Annotated in this window: 18 protein-coding genes; 13 read left to right on the plus strand and 5 right to left on the minus strand. The window is 56.9% G+C overall.

The genetic code is table 11. The features are described from left to right. Window positions 1-37 precede the first annotated feature (37 nt). From ACR0CE_RS04345 to ACR0CE_RS04365, 5 genes are all read left to right on the plus strand, one after another. Window positions 38-2,455 (plus strand): GcvT family protein, encoded by a 2,418-nt coding sequence (locus tag ACR0CE_RS04345; protein ID WP_480505429.1) that lies wholly within the window; start codon window positions 38-40, stop codon window positions 2,453-2,455. A 31-nt stretch (window positions 2,456-2,486) separates the two neighbouring features. Further along, window positions 2,487-3,086, plus strand: a complete 600-nt coding sequence (locus ACR0CE_RS04350) for a nucleotidyltransferase family protein (protein WP_480558567.1) — start codon at window positions 2,487-2,489, stop codon at window positions 3,084-3,086. A gap of 749 nt (window positions 3,087-3,835) precedes the next feature. Next, on the plus strand, window positions 3,836-5,272 hold the full coding sequence (locus tag ACR0CE_RS04355; protein WP_480831083.1) for a DegQ family serine endoprotease: 1,437 nt from the start codon (window positions 3,836-3,838) through the stop codon (window positions 5,270-5,272). A 181-nt stretch (window positions 5,273-5,453) separates the two neighbouring features. Further along, window positions 5,454-6,134: a response regulator transcription factor gene (locus ACR0CE_RS04360; RefSeq protein ID WP_267366336.1), complete on the plus strand. Its 681-nt coding sequence runs from the start codon at window positions 5,454-5,456 to the stop codon at window positions 6,132-6,134. Then, complete coding sequence (locus ACR0CE_RS04365) at window positions 6,127-7,497, plus strand: sensor histidine kinase (protein WP_480565059.1); 1,371 nt, start codon at window positions 6,127-6,129, stop codon at window positions 7,495-7,497. Before ACR0CE_RS04360 ends, ACR0CE_RS04365 begins: the two co-directional genes overlap by 8 nt. Here the strand turns inward: ACR0CE_RS04365 and ACR0CE_RS04370 are convergent. Genes ACR0CE_RS04370 through ACR0CE_RS04380 form a run of 3 tightly spaced genes read right to left on the minus strand, consistent with a single transcriptional unit; the run spans window position 7,494 to window position 9,860 of the window. Further along, the gene (locus ACR0CE_RS04370; RefSeq protein ID WP_480831085.1) at window positions 7,494-7,961 is read right to left on the minus strand and encodes a CYTH domain-containing protein; all 468 of its coding nucleotides are present in this window, start codon (window positions 7,959-7,961) and stop codon (window positions 7,494-7,496) included. The two genes, ACR0CE_RS04365 and ACR0CE_RS04370, sit on opposite strands and share 4 nt — an antisense overlap. A gap of 27 nt (window positions 7,962-7,988) precedes the next feature. Continuing rightward, window positions 7,989-8,336 (minus strand): AAA family ATPase, encoded by a 348-nt coding sequence (locus ACR0CE_RS04375; RefSeq protein ID WP_480831087.1) that lies wholly within the window; start codon window positions 8,334-8,336, stop codon window positions 7,989-7,991. A gap of 3 nt (window positions 8,337-8,339) precedes the next feature. Then, on the minus strand, window positions 8,340-9,860 hold the full coding sequence (locus ACR0CE_RS04380) for a CHAD domain-containing protein (protein ID WP_480831089.1): 1,521 nt from the start codon (window positions 9,858-9,860) through the stop codon (window positions 8,340-8,342). Between the two features lie 213 nt (window positions 9,861-10,073). Between ACR0CE_RS04380 and ACR0CE_RS04385 the strand changes: the two genes are divergently transcribed. Then, on the plus strand, window positions 10,074-10,421 hold the full coding sequence (locus ACR0CE_RS04385) for a TfoX/Sxy family protein (protein ID WP_267364152.1): 348 nt from the start codon (window positions 10,074-10,076) through the stop codon (window positions 10,419-10,421). 59 nt (window positions 10,422-10,480) lie between these two features. On the opposite strand, the gene ndk is transcribed toward ACR0CE_RS04385, so the two are convergent. Together ndk and ACR0CE_RS04395 are read right to left on the minus strand one after the other, a co-directional pair. Further along, on the minus strand, window positions 10,481-10,903 hold the full coding sequence (ndk, locus tag ACR0CE_RS04390) for a nucleoside-diphosphate kinase (RefSeq protein ID WP_008757405.1): 423 nt from the start codon (window positions 10,901-10,903) through the stop codon (window positions 10,481-10,483). 115 nt (window positions 10,904-11,018) lie between these two features. After that, window positions 11,019-12,221 (minus strand): multidrug effflux MFS transporter, encoded by a 1,203-nt coding sequence (locus ACR0CE_RS04395; protein WP_480831092.1) that lies wholly within the window; start codon window positions 12,219-12,221, stop codon window positions 11,019-11,021. A 107-nt stretch (window positions 12,222-12,328) separates the two neighbouring features. On the opposite strand from ACR0CE_RS04395, the gene ACR0CE_RS04400 reads away from it, so the two are divergent. The 7 genes from ACR0CE_RS04400 (at window position 12,329) to ACR0CE_RS04430 (ending at window position 18,347) form a co-directional block, all read left to right on the plus strand. Continuing rightward, window positions 12,329-14,179 (plus strand): ABC-F family ATP-binding cassette domain-containing protein, encoded by a 1,851-nt coding sequence (locus ACR0CE_RS04400; RefSeq protein WP_480831093.1) that lies wholly within the window; start codon window positions 12,329-12,331, stop codon window positions 14,177-14,179. Then, window positions 14,176-14,568, plus strand: a complete 393-nt coding sequence (locus tag ACR0CE_RS04405) for an ACT domain-containing protein (protein WP_480558577.1) — start codon at window positions 14,176-14,178, stop codon at window positions 14,566-14,568. The genes ACR0CE_RS04400 and ACR0CE_RS04405 overlap by 4 nt, the downstream gene beginning before the upstream one ends. Continuing rightward, complete coding sequence (locus ACR0CE_RS04410; protein WP_209504138.1) at window positions 14,565-15,185, plus strand: MarC family protein; 621 nt, start codon at window positions 14,565-14,567, stop codon at window positions 15,183-15,185. The genes ACR0CE_RS04405 and ACR0CE_RS04410 overlap by 4 nt, the downstream gene beginning before the upstream one ends. A 41-nt stretch (window positions 15,186-15,226) precedes the next feature. Then, complete coding sequence (locus ACR0CE_RS04415) at window positions 15,227-15,808, plus strand: retropepsin-like aspartic protease family protein (protein WP_267364159.1); 582 nt, start codon at window positions 15,227-15,229, stop codon at window positions 15,806-15,808. A 48-nt stretch (window positions 15,809-15,856) separates the two neighbouring features. Next, window positions 15,857-16,477: an ImuA family protein gene (locus ACR0CE_RS04420; RefSeq protein ID WP_480537686.1), complete on the plus strand. Its 621-nt coding sequence runs from the start codon at window positions 15,857-15,859 to the stop codon at window positions 16,475-16,477. A 62-nt stretch (window positions 16,478-16,539) separates the two neighbouring features. Then, window positions 16,540-17,754 (plus strand): MFS transporter, encoded by a 1,215-nt coding sequence (locus ACR0CE_RS04425; RefSeq protein WP_480537684.1) that lies wholly within the window; start codon window positions 16,540-16,542, stop codon window positions 17,752-17,754. Further along, a complete protein-coding gene (locus ACR0CE_RS04430) occupies window positions 17,751-18,347 on the plus strand; it encodes a YceI family protein (RefSeq protein ID WP_480831097.1) in 597 nt (198 codons plus the stop codon). Before ACR0CE_RS04425 ends, ACR0CE_RS04430 begins: the two co-directional genes overlap by 4 nt. Window positions 18,348-18,421 lie beyond the last annotated feature (74 nt).

The following is an 18,421-nucleotide window of genomic DNA, read 5'->3' on the forward strand; positions in this document are numbered from 1 at the left end:
ATTGATCTGCACCGTCCTACCAGAAAAGGAGGAGCGGATGAAAAACACATGCCAGGTGGTCGTCATTGGTGGCGGTGTGGTCGGATGTTCGGTTCTTTATCACCTGACCAAGCTCGGGTGGTCGGACGTCATGTTGCTGGAACGGTCCGAACTGACCAGCGGATCGACCTGGCATGCGGCAGGCGGGTTTCACACCCTCAACGGCGACACCAACATGGCGGCGCTACAGGGATACACGATCAGGCTGTATAAAGAACTGGAACAGATCACCGGCATGTCCTGTGGCCTGCACCACGTGGGCGGTGTGACACTTGCCGACAATCAGGACCGGTTTGATATGCTGCTGGCGGAACGCGCCAAGCATCGGTTCATGGGGCTTGAAACAGAAATCGTCGGCCCGGAAGAAATCAAAAAGATCGCGCCCATTACAAATATCGACGGAATTATCGGTGCTCTTTATGATCCGCTGGATGGACATTTGGACCCCTCAGGCACCACCCATGCCTATGCCAAGGCCGCGCGAATGGGCGGTGCCACAATTGAAACCCATTGTATGGTGCGTGAAACCAACCAGCGCCCCGATGGAAGCTGGGATGTCGTCACCGACAAGGGCACAATCCATGCCGAACACATTGTTAATGCAGGCGGGCTTTGGGCACGTGAAGTTGGCGCCATGGCCGGTGTCTATTTTCCCCTGCACCCGATGGAGCATCAATATCTTGTCACCGACGCGATCCCACAGATCGAAGCAATTATCGATGCGGGTGGCGAGCATCCGCATGTCATGGATCCGGCAGGTGAAAGCTATTTAAGGCAGGAAGGGCGTGGCCTGTGCATCGGGTTCTACGAACAGACCTGCAAGCCCTGGGCAGTAGACGGCACCCCGTGGGATTTCGGGCACGAGTTGCTGCCCGATGACTATGACAAGATCACCGACAGTATCGAATTCGCGTATCGCCGCTTTCCTGTGCTGGCTGAGGCTGGGATAAAATCGGTGATCCATGGGCCGTTTACCTTTGCCCCTGATGGCAACCCGCTGGTCGGCCCTGTACCCGGAATGCGCAACTACTGGTCGGCCTGCGGTGTCATGGCCGGGTTCAGTCAGGGTGGCGGCGTTGGCCTGACGCTGGCGCAGTGGATGATCGAAGGCGAGCCCGAGCGCGATGTGTTTGCCATGGATGTTGCCCGCTTCGGAGACTGGATCAGCCCAGGTTACACCCGCCCCAAAGTCATCGAGAATTATCAGAAACGCTTCAGCGTCGCCTATCCGAACGAAGAACTGCCTGCCGCGCGCCCCAACCGCACAACACCAATGTATGACATCTTCAGCGAGCTGGGCGCGGTCTGGGGGCAGCAATACGGCCTTGAGGTCCCAAACTATTTTGCTCAGGAAGATGAGCCGGGGTTTGAAACGCCATCCTTCCGCCGCTCGAACGCGTTCACGGCGACAAGGCGCGAAGTGCGGGCGGTGCGTGAAGCTGTGGGTATCAACGAAGTCCACAATTTCGGCAAATACCGCATCACCGGACCCGATGCTCGGAACTGGCTGGACCGGATCATGGCTGGCCGCATTCCGAAACCCGGTCGGCTGTCTTTGACCCCGATGCTGTCGCACAAGGGCAAGCTAATCGGTGATTTCACCGTTTCCTGCCTGACTGACACCGACTTCCAGCTTACGGCGTCTTATGGCAGTCAGGCCTTCCACATGCGGTGGTTCCAGCAAAACGCTCAGGACGGCGTGAGGATTGAAAACGTCAGCGACCGGTTGAACGGCTTCCAGATTGCCGGCCCGAAGGCAACGCAGGTTCTGGCAGCCTGCACCCGAGACGACTTGGCCGATTTCAACTTCCTGAACGTGCGCCGGATGACTGTCGGCATGACCGACTGTATCGTTCAGCGTGTCAGCTATACGGGTGATCTTGGTTACGAAATCTATTGCGACCCCTTAGCGCAGCGTCAGCTTTGGTGGACGCTGTGGGAGGCCGGACAACCCCACGGCATTGTTCCGTTCGGAATGCGCGCAATGATGAGCCTGCGGCTAGACAAGTTCTTTGGCTCATGGATGCGGGAATATTCGCCAGATTACACCGCCGCAGAAACGGGGTTGGACCGGTTCATTGCTTTCAACAAAAGCACCCGTTTCATCGGCCGCGATACAGCGGAAGCAGAACGGGCCAACGGAACCACCCGCCAGCTGGCAGCCTTCGAAGTTGAAACATACGATGCAGACGTCAACGCCTATGAACCGATCTGGCTGGATGGTTCGGTTGTCGGGTTCTGTACCTCGGGCGGCTACTCTCATTTTGCGCAAAAATCCGTCGCCATGGGCTTTCTTCCGTCCGGGCGCATAGAAGATGGTCTGGAGGTTGAAATCGAGATTCTGGGGCAGATGCGCAAAGCGAAGGTTATCTCGACACCTTTGTTTGACTCAGATGGCACACGCATGAGGGGATGACAGCACACATGACTGACGGCAGTGAGGCACAATGACCGAAATCCCAATCATCCTGCTTGCCGCCGGTCAATCCAGTCGTATGGGCGGGTTGGACAAGCTTTTGCAGCAAATCGACGGCATTCCACTGCTGACCCGTACGGCGACCCTTGCGCGTGGTGTGGCGCCTGTCCTTGTCGCCCTGCCACCGCGTCCACACCCAAGATATGACGCACTTGCGGGACTGGATGTTCAGACCGTTCCGGTTCCGGACGCGGCAGAGGGAATGAACGCCAGTTTGCGCACCGCCATAGAATACCTTCCTGTAGACGCACCCGCAGTCATGGTTTTGCTGGCCGACTTACCTGACCTGACCCAGGCTGATCTGAGAACGATCTTGAATGCACGTCAATTACATCCCGACAATGTAATCTGGCGCGGAACAACCGCAGATGGAAAGCCCGGGCACCCGGTGATCTTCGATCGGACGCTTTTCAGTCAGCTCTTGGCATTGCACGGCGATCACGGCGCGCAGACGGTGGTTCGGTCACAACAGGGTGGCGTATTCCTGCAACCCCTTCCCGGTCAAAACGCGGTTATGGATTTGGATACGCCGGAAGATTGGGATGCTTGGTGCAAGAAGCGCACTTCTTGAATAAACACGGCCCGGTCGATATCGACCGGGCCGGTGCCCAATACAGGACTACCACTTTCCACAACTCCAAAAGTTTGACCAATAGGTCTTAAAGACACTCTGGTTCCCTAGCAGCTAAACCTAAACAAGACCCCCTCGTTAACACGCCGCTAAAACTTCCGGTAACTGAGTTAGCCGCCAGCGCCCCCTAGCGCTTTTGGCTTCCCCTCACTTGGGCAATTTCATCCTCACTTATCCGATCCTTAGAAACAACGTAAAATTGGAAGAATAGGTTAATTTCGCGCACCTCGATTTGGCTTTTAGGCAACATAGCCCCAGGGCTTGCTCAACCTATAGGCGATCCAAGTCCGGTGCGCATATCAACGATTCGGGATTAAGCGCAAACTTATGCACCCATTCAGCTGCCTGTCAGCAAAGTTACAGCGTCAAGTCCGATGACTCCCGGACTCGCCCACAACCATTGGAAGAGCAGCATTTTTTCCCACTGTTCAGTGAAAGCATTGTCAACAAAACAATGAAAATTCAACTTTTTTGAAAGTTTGACGTCTGTTTTGGCAACAATCCTCCGATTCGCCTTCGACCTACCCGGTTAAATCAGCGAATCCTGATCAACGTCCTTCGCCACAAAACATCTGCTTTGTGGCAAAATTAAGATTTATTAATTGATCAGTCAGGAAACCCCAATCCTGCCAGTGCATCTCATGTCTCAACGCGCAACGGAAATTGCGTGATCAAACCAGGAGACAGAAATGAGCATCCGAAAATCTTCGCTTTTACTTCCCCGCACATCCAACTGGATGGGGGTCAGCGCATTGGGCGCAGCCATGCTGGCCACAACCGCTTTACCTTCGATGGCGGATGAGGCGCTTGCCGATCTTGTCGAATCCGTTTCTCCTTCGGTTGTAACCATCATTGCCGAACAAAAGGCCGCCTCAAGCCCCGCACAGGGGCAGAATTTTGATTTCGACGGTCATCCGTTTGGGGAATTCTTCAAGCGCTTTGGTGGGCCTGAAGGGTTCAACATGCCTCAACGCGGGCCGGCACAAGGGCTCGGGTCAGGGTTTGTACTGGATGAAGCCGGTTATATCGTCACCAATCACCATGTGGTGGACAATGCCGCGACTGTAACCGTTCGCCTAAGTGATGACCGGACATTTGAGGCCGAGGTGGTTGGCACCGACCCGCTGACAGACATCGCAGTCTTGAAGATCGATGCAGGCCCGGGCCTGCAAGCTGTCGAACTGGGTGACAGCGATGCAATCCGCGTTGGCGAAGATGTCGTTGCGATCGGCAACCCGTTTGGTTTGAGCTCGACAGTTACTACCGGCATTGTATCGGCGAAAGGTCGCAATATCTCGGACGGGCCTTATGCCGAGTTCATTCAAACGGACGCCGCCATCAACAAGGGCAACTCTGGTGGCCCGCTTTTCAACATGGACGGCGAAGTGATTGGTGTAAACTCGGCCATATATTCCCCCAGTGGCGGATCTGTCGGGCTGGGATTTGCCGTAACCTCGAACATCGTTGAACATATTGCAGCCGATCTGCAGGATGATGGGCAGGTCAGCCGTGGTTGGCTGGGTGTTTCGATCCAGAATATCAGCCCGCAGCTTGCGGCGGCGCTGGGAATTGATGCCTCCTCGGGTGCACTGGTGGCAGATGTTGTCGCCGACAGCCCCGCTGACGGAATTCTGGAACAAGGCGATGTTATCCTGTCCTTCAACGGCGAAGCCGTAGACTCCAGTGGTGACCTGCCCATTCTGGTGGGCACAACCAAGGTCGGCACCGCCAGTAATTTGACCATTCTGCGCGATGGCAAACAGGAAACGGTCACTTTGACCGTTGGCCAGCATCAGGCAGCGGCGGCTCAGTCCGACACCCCTGTCGAATCCGAGGCGGCAGGCACGTCGCTTGGTGTCACCGTGGCCCCCCTGACCGAAACGGTGCGGGCCGAGGCAGGTATCGCTAAAGCCGTCGAAGGTGTGGTCGTCACAAACCTGCAACCGGACAGCCCTGCGGCTCGGGCGGGTCTGCAACGTGGTGACGTGATCGTGAAACTGGGCAACCAAGACACGTTCACACCCGAAGCGCTGAAGGCGGCACTGGACAGCGAAAAGACAGACCCGGCACTGGTATTGATCAATCGGGCCGGCAGCCAGATCTTCGTTGCCGTCGAATTGGTCTGACCAACACTATGCGCGCGTCGCTTGATGGGGAGATCCGGCGCGCGCCTCACCCGGCGGACCTGAGTTGTCCGCTGTCCGTCGGGCTTGCCGGGTGCGTGCCCAGCACCCGGCAAGATATTCTGCATTCCATGGGCTTTGTTTGGATAATGTGTTTAAATCCCAAGGGAAAAGGAGCCAGATCATGAGCCGCCGTCTGTTGATCGTCGAAGATGACGCTGACACCAGGGATTTCATTGCCAAAGGGTTTGGCGAAGAAGGCTATGTTGTCGAAACGGCTGCTGATGGCCGCGAGGGATTGTACCACGCAACGGATGGCGGGTTTGACGCCATTGTGCTGGACAGGATGCTTCCCGGTCTGGACGGGCTGTCCCTGATCAAATCCCTGCGTGCAGCAGGGCTGAAAACACCGGTCTTGATGTTGACGGCCATGAGTGCAGTGGACGAGCGCGTCAAAGGATTGCGATCAGGCGCCGACGATTATCTGGTCAAGCCCTTCTCGTTTCAGGAACTTCATGCACGGATCGAAGCCCTGTTGCGACGTCCGCAGGAATCCGAGGAAACGCCGACTCTGACCTGCAAGGATCTTGAAATGGATCTTCTGACCCGCAAGGTTACGCGGGACGGCCATGAGATCACGCTGACGCCCCGTGAATTCCAGATCCTTGAATTCTTTCTGCGCCGCAAGAACCGTGTCGTGTCGCGTACCATGCTGCTTGAGGGCGTCTGGGATTATCATTTCGACCCGAACACCAACGTTGTGGATGTTCACATCTCAAAGCTGCGCCGCCAGTTGGATGAAGGCGGAGACACACCTTTAATTGAAACTGTTCGCGGAGCAGGTTACATGATGTCCGATGGATAACCTTCGGCTTTCCCTTAATAATTCACGAACAAGACTTGTCGCCACCAGCATGGTGCTAAGCACGTTCCTGACCGCGTCCGTGCTGGCATTGGTCTATGTGACGGCCAACAGAAGCATCGAATCCGAAACCCGATCAGTCGTGTCCGCCGAACTGACCGGGCTTGCAGATGAATATGAACGGCGCGGGCTGATCGGGCTGATCACAGCGATCGAACGCCGTCTTCCAAGCGCGCCCGACCGAGACGCGCTGTATCTTCTGGCGGATCGGCAAGGCGTCAAGCTTGTGGGTAACCTGAAAACCTGGCCGGTCAATGTGACCGCCGGAAGCGGTTGGGTCGACCTTGAGTTGCGCAGGGCTGACAATGACCAACTGGTGCCTATCTCGGCGGCATCGATCCGCCTGCCCGGTGGCGAACGCCTTCTGGTGGGACGGGATGCGGCGGCCCGTCAACAATTCGACCGTGTATTGTTCCGATCTCTGGCACTGGCGCTAGGGATAGCATTTGTTCTGAGCGTGATCACCGGCTGGCTGTTCACACGCCTGGTGTTTTCACGCCTGTCGGACATTGCAAGCACAGCCGAAAACATCGTTTCCGGCGATCTTTCCAAAAGGATGCCCCTGCGCGGAACCGGGGACGAGTTCGATCAGGTCTCTGGAACGCTGAACAACATGCTCGACAGGATCGAAGAGCTGGTCAGTAATCTGCGCACCACCTCAAACTCTATCGCACATGATTTGCGCTCTCCTTTGTCCCGCCTTCGTCAACGGGTCGAATCCCTTTCCGAGCCCGGCAAAAGCGATCTGGACCGCGAAATCGACATTGCGCGGGCAACGGGAGAAATCGACCATGTTTTGCGGGTCTTGGGGCAGCTTACCGAAATTTCGCGGGCCGAGGCTGGTCTGGGTCGCGAGCAATTCGAAGACATTGACTTGCAGCAACTGGTTGGCGATGTCGTAGAGCTTTACGATCCGGTGGCCGCGGATCAGGACATCCGTCTTGAGGTTACGGGCTCTGCCCCAGCCATTCAGGGGCACCGGCCCCTCCTCTCGCAGGCTCTTTCCAATCTGCTGGAAAACGCTATGCGCTATGCACCGGCAGATACCGCAATCACGATCTCAATCGGTACCCAAGGCGGATTTGCCCAATTGCGGGTTCGGGACCGTGGTCCGGGTGTTCCGCCCGGAGAGTTGGATCGCCTTCAGCTTCCCTTCGTCACGCTTGATCCGGCGCGGACGGAACGCAACGCGGGATTGGGGCTCGCACTGGTTGCCGCGATTTCCCATATGCATGGCGGAACATTCGCAGCCCGAAACTGCGACCCGGGTCTGGAAACCACGATCAATCTGGCAATTCAGAGTTAATCCGGCAGTCCGTTTACCGCCAATATCGTGTTTTTATACCGTTTATCGCCTGTGACTTCCGCACCGAACCAATCCGGTGGAACATAAGCATTTGCGGCTTCACTGGTATGGAATTCAACCTCAACCAAACGCAGGGGTTCCAGGCCGCCTGAGAAAATATCCAGCTCGAACTGGTGGCCGTCCGGCATTTGATCCGTGTAACGTACCTTCTCGACCCGGCGTCCTTGGGTTTCCGGCCAGAAAGTTTCGAACTGGTCTCGGGTTATCTCTGTCTCACGCTCAACACGTACAAGATCACCTCCCCTTTTCAAGGTCAGGAAAAACACATCGTTCCTTTGCCGCAGACGCAATTCGGTCGAATCATCCGGAGAGGTAAGATAACCCTGACGCACCACTGCTTTTTTTGCGCGGCTCAAGTCCGGTAAATTTGCCACCAGAAACTTGCGCTCTATTTCTGTGCTCATCGGAGCGCCCCCACTCTTTCTTCCAGCTCATCGAACTGCGCCCGGTATGCTTGCCAGCCGCGCCGCGACCTGCGTAAGTATTGGCAAAGGCCCGATGCTGCGCCATTGAAAAGAACGCCCGCAGCTTTTCTGATGCATATTGTGTTTGTCGAAAATGCTAACCGGTTGACCAAATAACCGCTCGAACAGGGTTGTGGGAATGGCAGGAAAAAGGATTTCATCGGCGGCTCGAGAATAGACCCCAGACGCACCCCCAGAATCGCGATTGCACAGCAAAACCTGCCGACCGGTTTGCACACAGACATAGGCAAGGTTCACGGAAGTCTCGGTTTGTCCAACACCGCCCTTATTGCAGTAAAAGGCAATGATTTTCATTCCTTACTCCTTTTTGTGGTGAAACAGACTGCGGAACATGTGCCGGATTTCTTGCCCGTCAAACTGATGGAAACTTGCGACAACGCGCTTTCTTTCCGTCTTTTGGTGTTGATCAAGCACAGCGATTAGGCCGCCCACGGACAAACCGATCTGCGCGTCCACGCGGCCTTGCGTATCGGCGCGAGGCGCTACAAAGGTCATCAACGCATCTTGCTGAACAGAATAGTCGTTGAACAAACCAAGACTATCCTGAAGTTTTTTCAATGGCTTAAGGATCATTTTCAAACCATTCCAATCGAATAATGGGGCAAACAATTCCATCAGATATCTTAGTTTTTTGCATTCGATACGAAGGTCATGCACCGTCCTGTCTGGTTTATCGTCGCTTATGCCGCGCGCCAGTTTGCACACCTTGCGATAGCGCTTCCAGATCAGCGCGCAGGCATAGTCATACGCACCGAGATGCGCGTTTGGCCCAAGGTCCAAGTGATCTGAACCTGCGAACATTGCGGTCAGGTCGGTCATGGACGTCGTGTAGTCGGCGCTGCGCAACCAGCGTGACAGGCGCAGTTGCTCTTGTGTACGATCCGTTTGAAACTGATCAAACATCTCGGACAGTCCTGAGTGAAGGTTCGGCGGGATAAGATTGAAATACTTGTCTTTTTCCAGAAGGTAGACATCCAAATCACGCAGAGGTCCAGTACGGGTCATGAGGTCGGAAAAGACCCGCTTCAGCTCGGCCGTCTGGGCCTCGGACAACACACCCTTGAACAGGCTGATCACTGACCTGATCTTGCGCAACGATACTCGGTAATCGTGCAAAAACTCAGTGTCGATATCAGCGATCACGCCCTCTTCGTTTTGCCGCGCAACCCGCAGATATGTTTGAATGATTTTTGCAGCGACTTCGCAGGAAGGTTCTGCTTGACCAATCTTCAATTCAGGCTTGGCCTGATAGGGAACCATGTCTGGAACCAGGCTGGAATAGAGCGTTTCAATATCATGAACACCGCCCGTAATGCTGGCGATAGAGGAACAGACCGACTGATAAGCCTTCTTGTACCCGCGCAACTTCTGAATTCGTACAATAGTCGCCTGCCCTGATGGCGTCGACATGTACGTTAAAGTTCCCCTGACTTTTGTCTTTTGCAGATCATCTAGTACGGCAAAGGTCTGAACCTTGATCTCCCCAACACCGATCTGCGTCAGCGCCCGCAGTTCAGGAAAGTCGTTCAGCGCCTTCTGAACCGGCCCTTCTGGCAAGTCCCGCGCAAACCGCAGATACCCCGAGTATTGCTGAGACAAAGGGCCATGATCCTTCCGCAGCAGGTGCAACATCCCGCCAGTATGGATCAAAGCACGACCGGAGGCGCGCAATGACTGATCGTGACAATCGAGCAATGCGAAAGCTGCGACGGAACTATCGGGTGAAGCTTTTGGGGAAAACCCGGCAATGGCATGTGCCAGTGCCGTTTCGTCAATCTTCGCTGGGAAAATGAACTGATCGCCTGACGATCTGGTCATGATAGGCCTTTCCAGTTCAAACTCAGAAACCCCTTTACAGGTTTCTCAACGGTCATTTGCGCGCCCGCCCCTTTGTTTGGTGGGCTGCCCCAACGCCATTCTGGGTTTTCTTGTTCAGTCTCGGCGGAACCCGAAGGGACATCAAGGCATTATGACTGCGACCGAGTGTATTCACGGGGTGACAGGCCCCGGGCGCCGAAGTAAGACACCGCTATGAGCGAACCAGTATCTTCAATCCGAAACCTTGGCCCCGCCTTTGAACAGGCCTGCGCCCGTGCTGGTATTCATTCGGCCGAGGCGCTGCGTGAACTGGGGCCGGACGAAGCCTATGCTCGCCTGTTGCGCGCCGGCACCAGGGCGCATTTCATCGGATATTACGTTCTGGTGATGGGATTGCAGGGCCGGCCGTGGAACGACTGCAAGGGCGACGAGAAAAAAGCCCTGCGCGAAAGGTTCGACGCAATCAAAGCCGGTAACGCGGCTGCCCCCGAAAACCAGATGATTGCAGATCTGGACGCTATCGGAGTTCGTGTTGCACAAAAGGACCTAAAGCAGGTCTGAACGAACAAGGCCGCACCCAACCAAGGATGCGGCCCCAATCTGTCAGCAATGGCTGTGGCTTAGCCGACCAGCTCAATGCCCGAGAAGAAATATGCGATTTCAACCGCTGCGGTTTCCGGAGCGTCCGAACCGTGGACCGAGTTTTCACCGACCGATTCCGCGAACTCGGCGCGGATGGTGCCGGGTGCTGCGTCTGCAGGGTTGGTTGCGCCCATGACTTCACGGTTCTTTGCAATGGCGCCTTCGCCTTCCAGAACCTGAACAACAACCGGAGCCGACGACATGAATTCGCACAGTTCGTCATAGAACGGACGTTCGGCATGAACGTCATAGAACTTGCCAGCCTGAGCTTTGGTCATGTGAATGCGCTTTTGCGCCACAATGCGCAGGCCAGCTTCTTCGAACTTGGCGTTGATTTTGCCGGTCAGGTTGCGGCGGGTTGCATCGGGTTTGATGATCGAGAATGTGCGTTCCAGTGCCATGTCGGCCTCTCCTTATAATGTGACGCGGGACCCGCGCCGAAATCCATCGCGCGCCGGGTATCATGGTCTTTGGCCTATGAAAAGTGTAATGATGCCTTGCCCGTGGCTTTGCAGTTCAGATTGTGTCTGGCAAAGGGTCGACGCGGTCCAGTCGACGGACGTAAAGCACCGCCAGCAAGCCAGCAAAGCTACAGGCCCACATCATGCCCAGTACCAGATACGGCCCATTTTCGGGGCTAACGAACGCGCCGGTCATTGAGGTCAGAACAGCGCCCAAAGCCACGATCATTGCCCCCGACAGCCCTGCCGCGCTTCCTGCCAGTCCGGGGCGTACCGACATGACACCGGCCGCGGCATTGGCATTGGTCAAACCGTTGCCAAAGCCGACACAGATTGCCGAGCCGAAGAAGACCCAGACCGATCCCAGATCAGCGAGGAACAGCAACAATCCGCAAAACGGCCCGGTCGAGGCCACGATCCGCCCCGACAAGATCATCGTCGTCAGCCGCGTCCGGGCCGCAATCCGACCGGTGACAAAATTGCCAACCATGAACCCGCCGGTGATGATGCCAATTCCCAGCCCCAGCGTTGCTGGGCTCAGGTCGAACCACGCTACGGCAACCAGCGGCGCACCGGTGATAAAGCTGTAGAACCCCCCAATCGAAAACGCCGCGCATAAGGCATACCCCCAGAACCTGCGGGCACGGAACAGGTGCGGATACTCGCGCAGTTGGGCACCAAATGTGGACGAGCGGTTGGTGTTGGTCTCGCCCATGTCGAACCAAAGCAGCACCAGCAACCCTGCCCCGAGCAACGAGTACAGGACAAACCCCGAGCGCCAACCGAAAAGCATATCCAGCGCCCCACCCAACATCGGCCCAAGCATCGGGGCCAAAGCCATGGCCATTGCGACGTAACCGAGTTTGCTTGCCGCCTCATTCGGTGCGTAACGGTCTCTGATCGACGCGCTGGACAGGACCGAGCCGGCGACAACAGCAGCCTGAAGCAGGCGGAAGCCAAGAAAAACCCAGATCGATCCGGCCAGTGTGCATCCGATCGACGCAAGGACAAATATTGATATACAAATCAAAAGGATAGGTCTGCGCCCAAAGCGATCCGATAACGGGCCCATGATCAGTTGCAACACTGCCGAAACCGCCAGATACCCCGCGACCGACAGGTTCATCAGGCCGTAATCCACCGTGAAGTCTTCACTCATATGCGCCAGCGACGGCAGGAACATGTTGAGCGTCAGCACAGACAGCGCCGTAGCAAAGATCAATGTGATCAGGGATGGAGGCGTCCGGGCCGCGCGCATGTGAAAAACCGCTTCAAAAAGCAAACGAGACAGCGCTAACACATTGCTTGATGCTTGAAAATGCCAAGCCGCTGGCGGCGGCATCACACCTCTGCTAAGAGCGCTCCATGTTACGGATCGAAGACATCACCTATGCCGTTGAAGGCCGCCCATTGTTTGATGGCGCCAGCGCAACCATACCAGACGGTCACAAGGTTGGCCTTGTGGGCCGGAATGGCACGGGAAAGACCACGCTTTTTCGCCTGATCCGCGGGGAACTGGCGCTGGAATCGGGCAATATTTCGGTCCCCAAGCGCGCCCGCATTGGCGGGGTCGCGCAAGAGGTCCCCTCGTCCAACGTTTCGCTGATCGACACTGTTCTGGCCGCTGATACCGAACGCAGCGCCCTGATGGCCGAGGCTGGCAACGCAACAGATCCCACGCGAATTGCCGAAATCCAGACGCGGCTGGCCGATATCGACGCCTGGTCGGCCGAGGCCCGCGCGGCCTCGATCCTCAAGGGGTTGGGGTTTGACGACGCAGACCAGTTGCGCCCCTGCTCGGATTTCTCGGGCGGTTGGCGGATGCGCGTGGCCTTGGCGGCGGTTTTGTTCTCGCAACCGGATTTGTTGCTGTTGGACGAACCGACCAACTATCTGGACCTCGAAGGCGCGCTGTGGCTGGAAAGCTATCTGGCGAAATATCCCCACACGGTCATTATCATCAGCCATGACCGGGGCCTGTTGAACCGTGCCGTAGGGTCGATCCTGCATCTGGAGGATCGCAAACTCACCTATTACGCTGTGCCTTACGACAAGTTCGCGGAACGGCGGGCGGAACGTCTAGCGCAGGCGGAATCCGAGAATGCAAAGGCAAAGGCCCGCATCGCTCATTTGCAGAGCTTCGTGGATCGGTTTCGCTATAAGGCATCCAAGGCCGTTCAGGCCCAATCGCGCCTGAAAATGATCGAACGCATCCAGTTGGTCTCAACCCCGCAAGAGGCCGCGCTGCGTGCGTTTTCCTTCCCCGAACCCGAGGAACTGTCGCCGCCCATCATCCAGATCGAAGGTGGTGTCACCGGCTATGGCGAGATCGAAGTACTGCGCCGCCTGAATCTGCGCATTGATCAGGATGACCGCATCGCGCTGCTGGGTAAGAACGGTCAGGGCAAATCTACCCTGTCCAAACTTCTGTCAGACCGCCTGCCCCTGATGGCTGGCAAGATGACCCGCAGCAACAAGCTGCGCATCGGGTATTTCGCTCAGCATCAGGTGGACGAGCTTTATGTGAACGAAACGCCACTGGACCACCTGCGCCGCCTGCGCCCGGACGAGGCGCCTGGCAAGTGGCGCTCGCGTTTAGCGGGATTCGGCCTGAACGCAGCTCAGGCGGAAACCGAGGTTGGCCGCCTGTCGGGTGGGCAAAAAGCACGCCTGTCGCTGCTGCTGGCCACCATCGACGCACCGCATATGCTGATCCTCGATGAACCGACGAACCATCTGGATATCGAAAGCCGTGAGGCGCTGGTCGAAGCACTGACCGCCTATTCCGGCGCTGTCGTGCTGGTCAGCCACGACATGCACCTTCTGTCGCTTGTTGCCGATCGGTTGTGGCTGGTCTCGGACGGTACGGTCAAATCTTATGACGGTGACCTTGAATCCTACCGGGCCCTTTTGCTGGCGCGTGACAAGCCGGTGAAAGAAAAGCCGCAAACAGAGAAGCCCAAACGTACCTCGCGCGATACCATGCTGGCACTGCGGGCGGACCTGCGCAAATGCGAGGACCGGGTCGAGAAACTGACAGAGATGCACGACAAGCTCGCGGCAAAACTGGCCGACCCGGCGCTTTACGAAGACGACAAGATCAACGATCTGGAAACCTGGAACCGCAAATTCGCCGAGGTGATCGAGGCCATGCAAAAAGCAGAAGCGCTTTGGATCGCCGCTGCCGAGCGACTGGAACAGGCAGAAACGGTATGAGCGATCCCGTTGTTGAAACCAAAGCGATGATCGCGGGAATGCACCCCGAAATTCAACCCGACGAATTCGCATTTGTGGTCTGGCCTGAAGATATGGACTGGCCCGACGGGACACGCGCCAGTTACGTCGAGGCCGAAGGACTGTCTTTAATCGTTCCGATCCATTGCGCACCAAAAGAGGCGTTTGCTATGCGTTGTATCACGCTTCAAGTGCACTCCTCGCTCGAAGGCGTGGGTCTGACCGCTGCGGTCTCCGGGGTGTTGGCACAGGCCGGAATTCCGGCGAACATGGTTGCGGGCTATCACCACGATCATGTTTATGTTCCCTCCGGACGGGCCGAAGACGCCCTAAAAATTTTGAAACATCTGCAACAGAGTAGCAAAGAGTGATTGACACCGCATTTCTGATCACTGCGTTCACAACGCTTTTCGTGGTTCTTGATCCACCGGCGCAAACCCCGATTTTTGTGGCCCTGACCCAGAACATGGATTGGCACACGCGCCGCTCTGTCGCGATACGCGCGTGCCTGACAGCAGGCGGCATTCTGGCCATGTTCGCGGCCTTTGGCGAAGCGTTGCTGGGTTTTGTCGGCATCTCGATGGAGGCGTTTCGCGTTGCGGGAGGTGTTCTTCTGTTTCTGACCGCGCTCGACATGCTGTTTGAACGCCGGACCAAACGTCGTGAAAACAGTGCCGAAGAAGAAGAACATCCAGACCCGTCGGTGTTTCCGCTGGGCATCCCACTGATTGCAGGACCCGGTGCGATTGCCACTATGATCCTGCTGGCCGGTCAACATCCCGGCATTCAGGGTCTGGCCGTGGTCATTGGCGTTATGCTGGTCGTTCTGGCAATGGTTTTTGTGATGTATCTTTCATCAGGGGCCGTGGCACGGCTTTTGGGGAAAACCGGGCTGAACGTGTTGACCCGGCTTCTTGGGATGCTGCTGGCTGCATTGTCTGTTCAGTTTATTCTTGATGGCCTCAAGGCCTTTGGATTCGCATCTTAAGCCCCCATATTAACAAGGTTAAGGGGATTTCCGGGAACCGCATGGACAGTTTCGATATTGGACGCCTGATCTATCTGGCCCTGCTGGGGGCGGCGCTGCTGATGTGGTTTGTCACGCATAATCGGCAGTCGCTTGGCAAGACGTTGCAGCAGGTCATGGCATGGGTGTTCATTTTTGTCGGGGTCATTGCACTGGTCGGTCTGTGGGAGGATATTCGTTCCTCGGTCGCTCCCGCGCCGCAGATGAGTGTCACCGGTAACTCGGTTGAGGTTCCCCGCGCTTATGATGGCCATTATTACCTTCCGGTTCTGGTGAATGGTGAGCTGATCACCTTTCTTGTCGACACCGGTGCCAGCCAGATCGTGTTGAACGCGCGGGATGCCAAACGGGCAGGCATTGATCCCGATCAGCTGAACTATTTCGGCCGCGCCTTGACTGCAAACGGTGAGGTGCGTACCGCGCCGGTGCGGCTTGAGACCCTGACGATAGGACCCATTACGGATCAGAACGTTTCGGCCTGGGTCAACGAGGGCGAACTGGATAAGTCTCTTTTGGGGATGGAATATCTGCACCGTTTTTCAAGCATTCAGTTTGCGGATGGCAAGCTGATCCTGTCCCGTTGATGCTCCTCACCTCTTGAGAACAAAAGTGGAACATGATAGCTTGCGGGCATGTCTGCTCAGCTTCTTGGTCCCAAACCTGCACGTCAGATCCCGGGGATAAATCTCCATTCGCAGATCACCCTGCAACCGGGTCGCGTGCACGAGGCTTGCGGCCCCGCCCGACGCAGCTTTGCCATCTGGCTGGCCGGTCAGACACAGGGTCCCGTGCTGTGGATTTCCCCCGCGTGGGAGCCCGCCCAACTGAACCCCGACGGAATGATGGCCTTTGCTGATCCGGCGCGTTTTCTGTTCGTCCACCCCACCCGCGCCGAAGATCTGCTATGGTGTATTGAAGAGGCGCTGCGCAGCGGGGCCATCCCGCTGATCATAGGCGACCTGCCCGGCGCGCCGGGGCTGACGCCGGTGCGGCGGATGCATCTGGCCGCAGAACAAGGCGGTACGATGGGCCAAGCCCCGCTTGGCTTGCTGCTGACGCCCGGTGATGGCGGCGCACAAGGGGTTGAGACACGCTGGCACATGGCCGCCGCCCATCAGGGGGATACCAGACACTGGACCCTGACCCGCCGCCGCGCCCGCGCCCTGCCCCCGGTCAGCTGGCAGGCCACTCAGACTGCTGCCCGCACCGGTCTGCACCTGAAACGCATTGAAACAGAGGACATTCTGACGTGAAGCCGCAAGGATCACGCAAGATGTGACTCGCCAAACTCCGGATCGCACCCTAGCGTCGCCGCATGAGCCATCCGATCCATGACAGCCGCTATTCCTGGATTCGCCTTCTGATCACGCTCGCCATCGCAACTGTGGCGAATGTAGGGATGTGGGCGGTCATCGTGGTCATGCCTACTGTCGAAGCAGAATTCGGCGCCAGTCGCGCCGAAGCCTCGATGCCATATACGCTTACGATGATCGGATTTGCGCTGGGCAATATGTGGCTAGGACAACTGGTGGACCGGCTGGGCGTGACACGCGCCCTGATCGGCGCCGCTGTATTAAGCGCCTTCAGCTATCTATTGGCAACGCTGGCCCCGAATATAACACTACTATCTGCGGCGCATCTGCTGGTCGGGCTGGGAACGTCGATCGGGTTTGGCCCCTTGATCGCCGATATCTCGCACTGGTTCATGAAGCGGCGTGGGTTCGCCGTCGCATTGGTGGCCAGCGGAAACTATATCTCTGGCGCAATCTGGCCCACCCTGCTGTCCGGCATTCTGTTACGGGATGGCTGGCAACAGGTCTACCTGACATTGGCGCTATTGACGCTGCTGGTTGTCATCCCCCTGTCCTTGCTGTTGCGTCGTCAGGTCCCGGTCGAAGCACACAGCACAGCCGCGGCCACAGCCCGGATCAACGCGCGCACTGTCGGCGTTTCACCACGCGTGTTACAGTACATCCTTGGCCTGGCTGGTATTGGATGCTGCGTAGCGATGTCCATGCCACAGGTCCATATCGTGTCGTATTGCGTCGGGCTGGGATACGGCCCCGCAGTGGGGGCCGAAATGCTATCGCTGATGCTGCTAGGTGGCGTCGCCAGCCGTATTCTCTCGGGCCTGTTGGCCGACCGTCTGGGCGGCGTCATGACGCTCTTGATCGGCTCAGTCTTGCAGTGCATCGCCCTGTTCCTGTTCCTGCCATATGACGGGATGGTCTCACTTTATGTGATCAGCTTGCTGTTCGGTCTGGCACAGGGTGGCATCGTGCCCAGCTACGCTTTGGTTGTCCGTGAATACATGCCGCCGCAGGACGCCGGGGCGCGGGTCGGATTCGTCCTGATGATGACCATCCTTGGCATGGCGCTTGGCGGATGGATGTCAGGCTGGATTTACGATGTCACCGGAAGTTACCAACTGGCCTTCGTCAACGGAATTCTTTGGAACGGTTTGAACATTGCCATCGTTCTGATGTTGATCAAAAGATCCCGCCCCAGACGGGACACGGTCATGGCATGACACACCTGTCCCGCCGCTTGGTGCTTGCAGGGATGGTGGCTCTGCCTTTGGCCCGTACCGTGCAAGCCGGGTTGCAGCCATACATTTTGTCAACGAAAACCACCGTGGTTGGTTTTACCTTTGATCTGTCAGGTATCCCTCAGACCGGATCAATGCCGATCCGGCAGGCGGACGTACAGATTGACATGCACCGCCTGCAAAATAGCCGGGTCACGGTGGTGCTGGATGTCAACAAGGCGAGAACACGCTTGCCCTTTGCCCGCATGCCGATGCTCGGCCCCGGTGTTTTGGGCGCCGAAACCTACCCGATAATTCAATACGTATCGACTGACATTCAATTGGGGGCGGATGGGCGCATATCGAATGGTGCTCGTGTCACGGGGGAACTGACTATCCGAGATGTGACGCACCCCATAACTTTGGATGCCAACCTATACCGCCGGCCCGGAACAGCCGCGAAAGACCTCAATCGCCTGTCCATAGGTTTGACCGGGACATTGAACCGGCACGATTTCGGTGCCTCGGCTTATCCCGATCTGGTAGGACAAATCGTCGGACTGGACATACGTGCCGAGATCATTCGTGCAACCTAATCGACAAAAAGCAAAAAACGACTGGATAAAGTCGAATAGTTGCGCGCATTGTCCGGTGACACCGCCTATCTGAG

It is taken from the genome of Ruegeria sp. L11, from assembly GCF_056531755.1.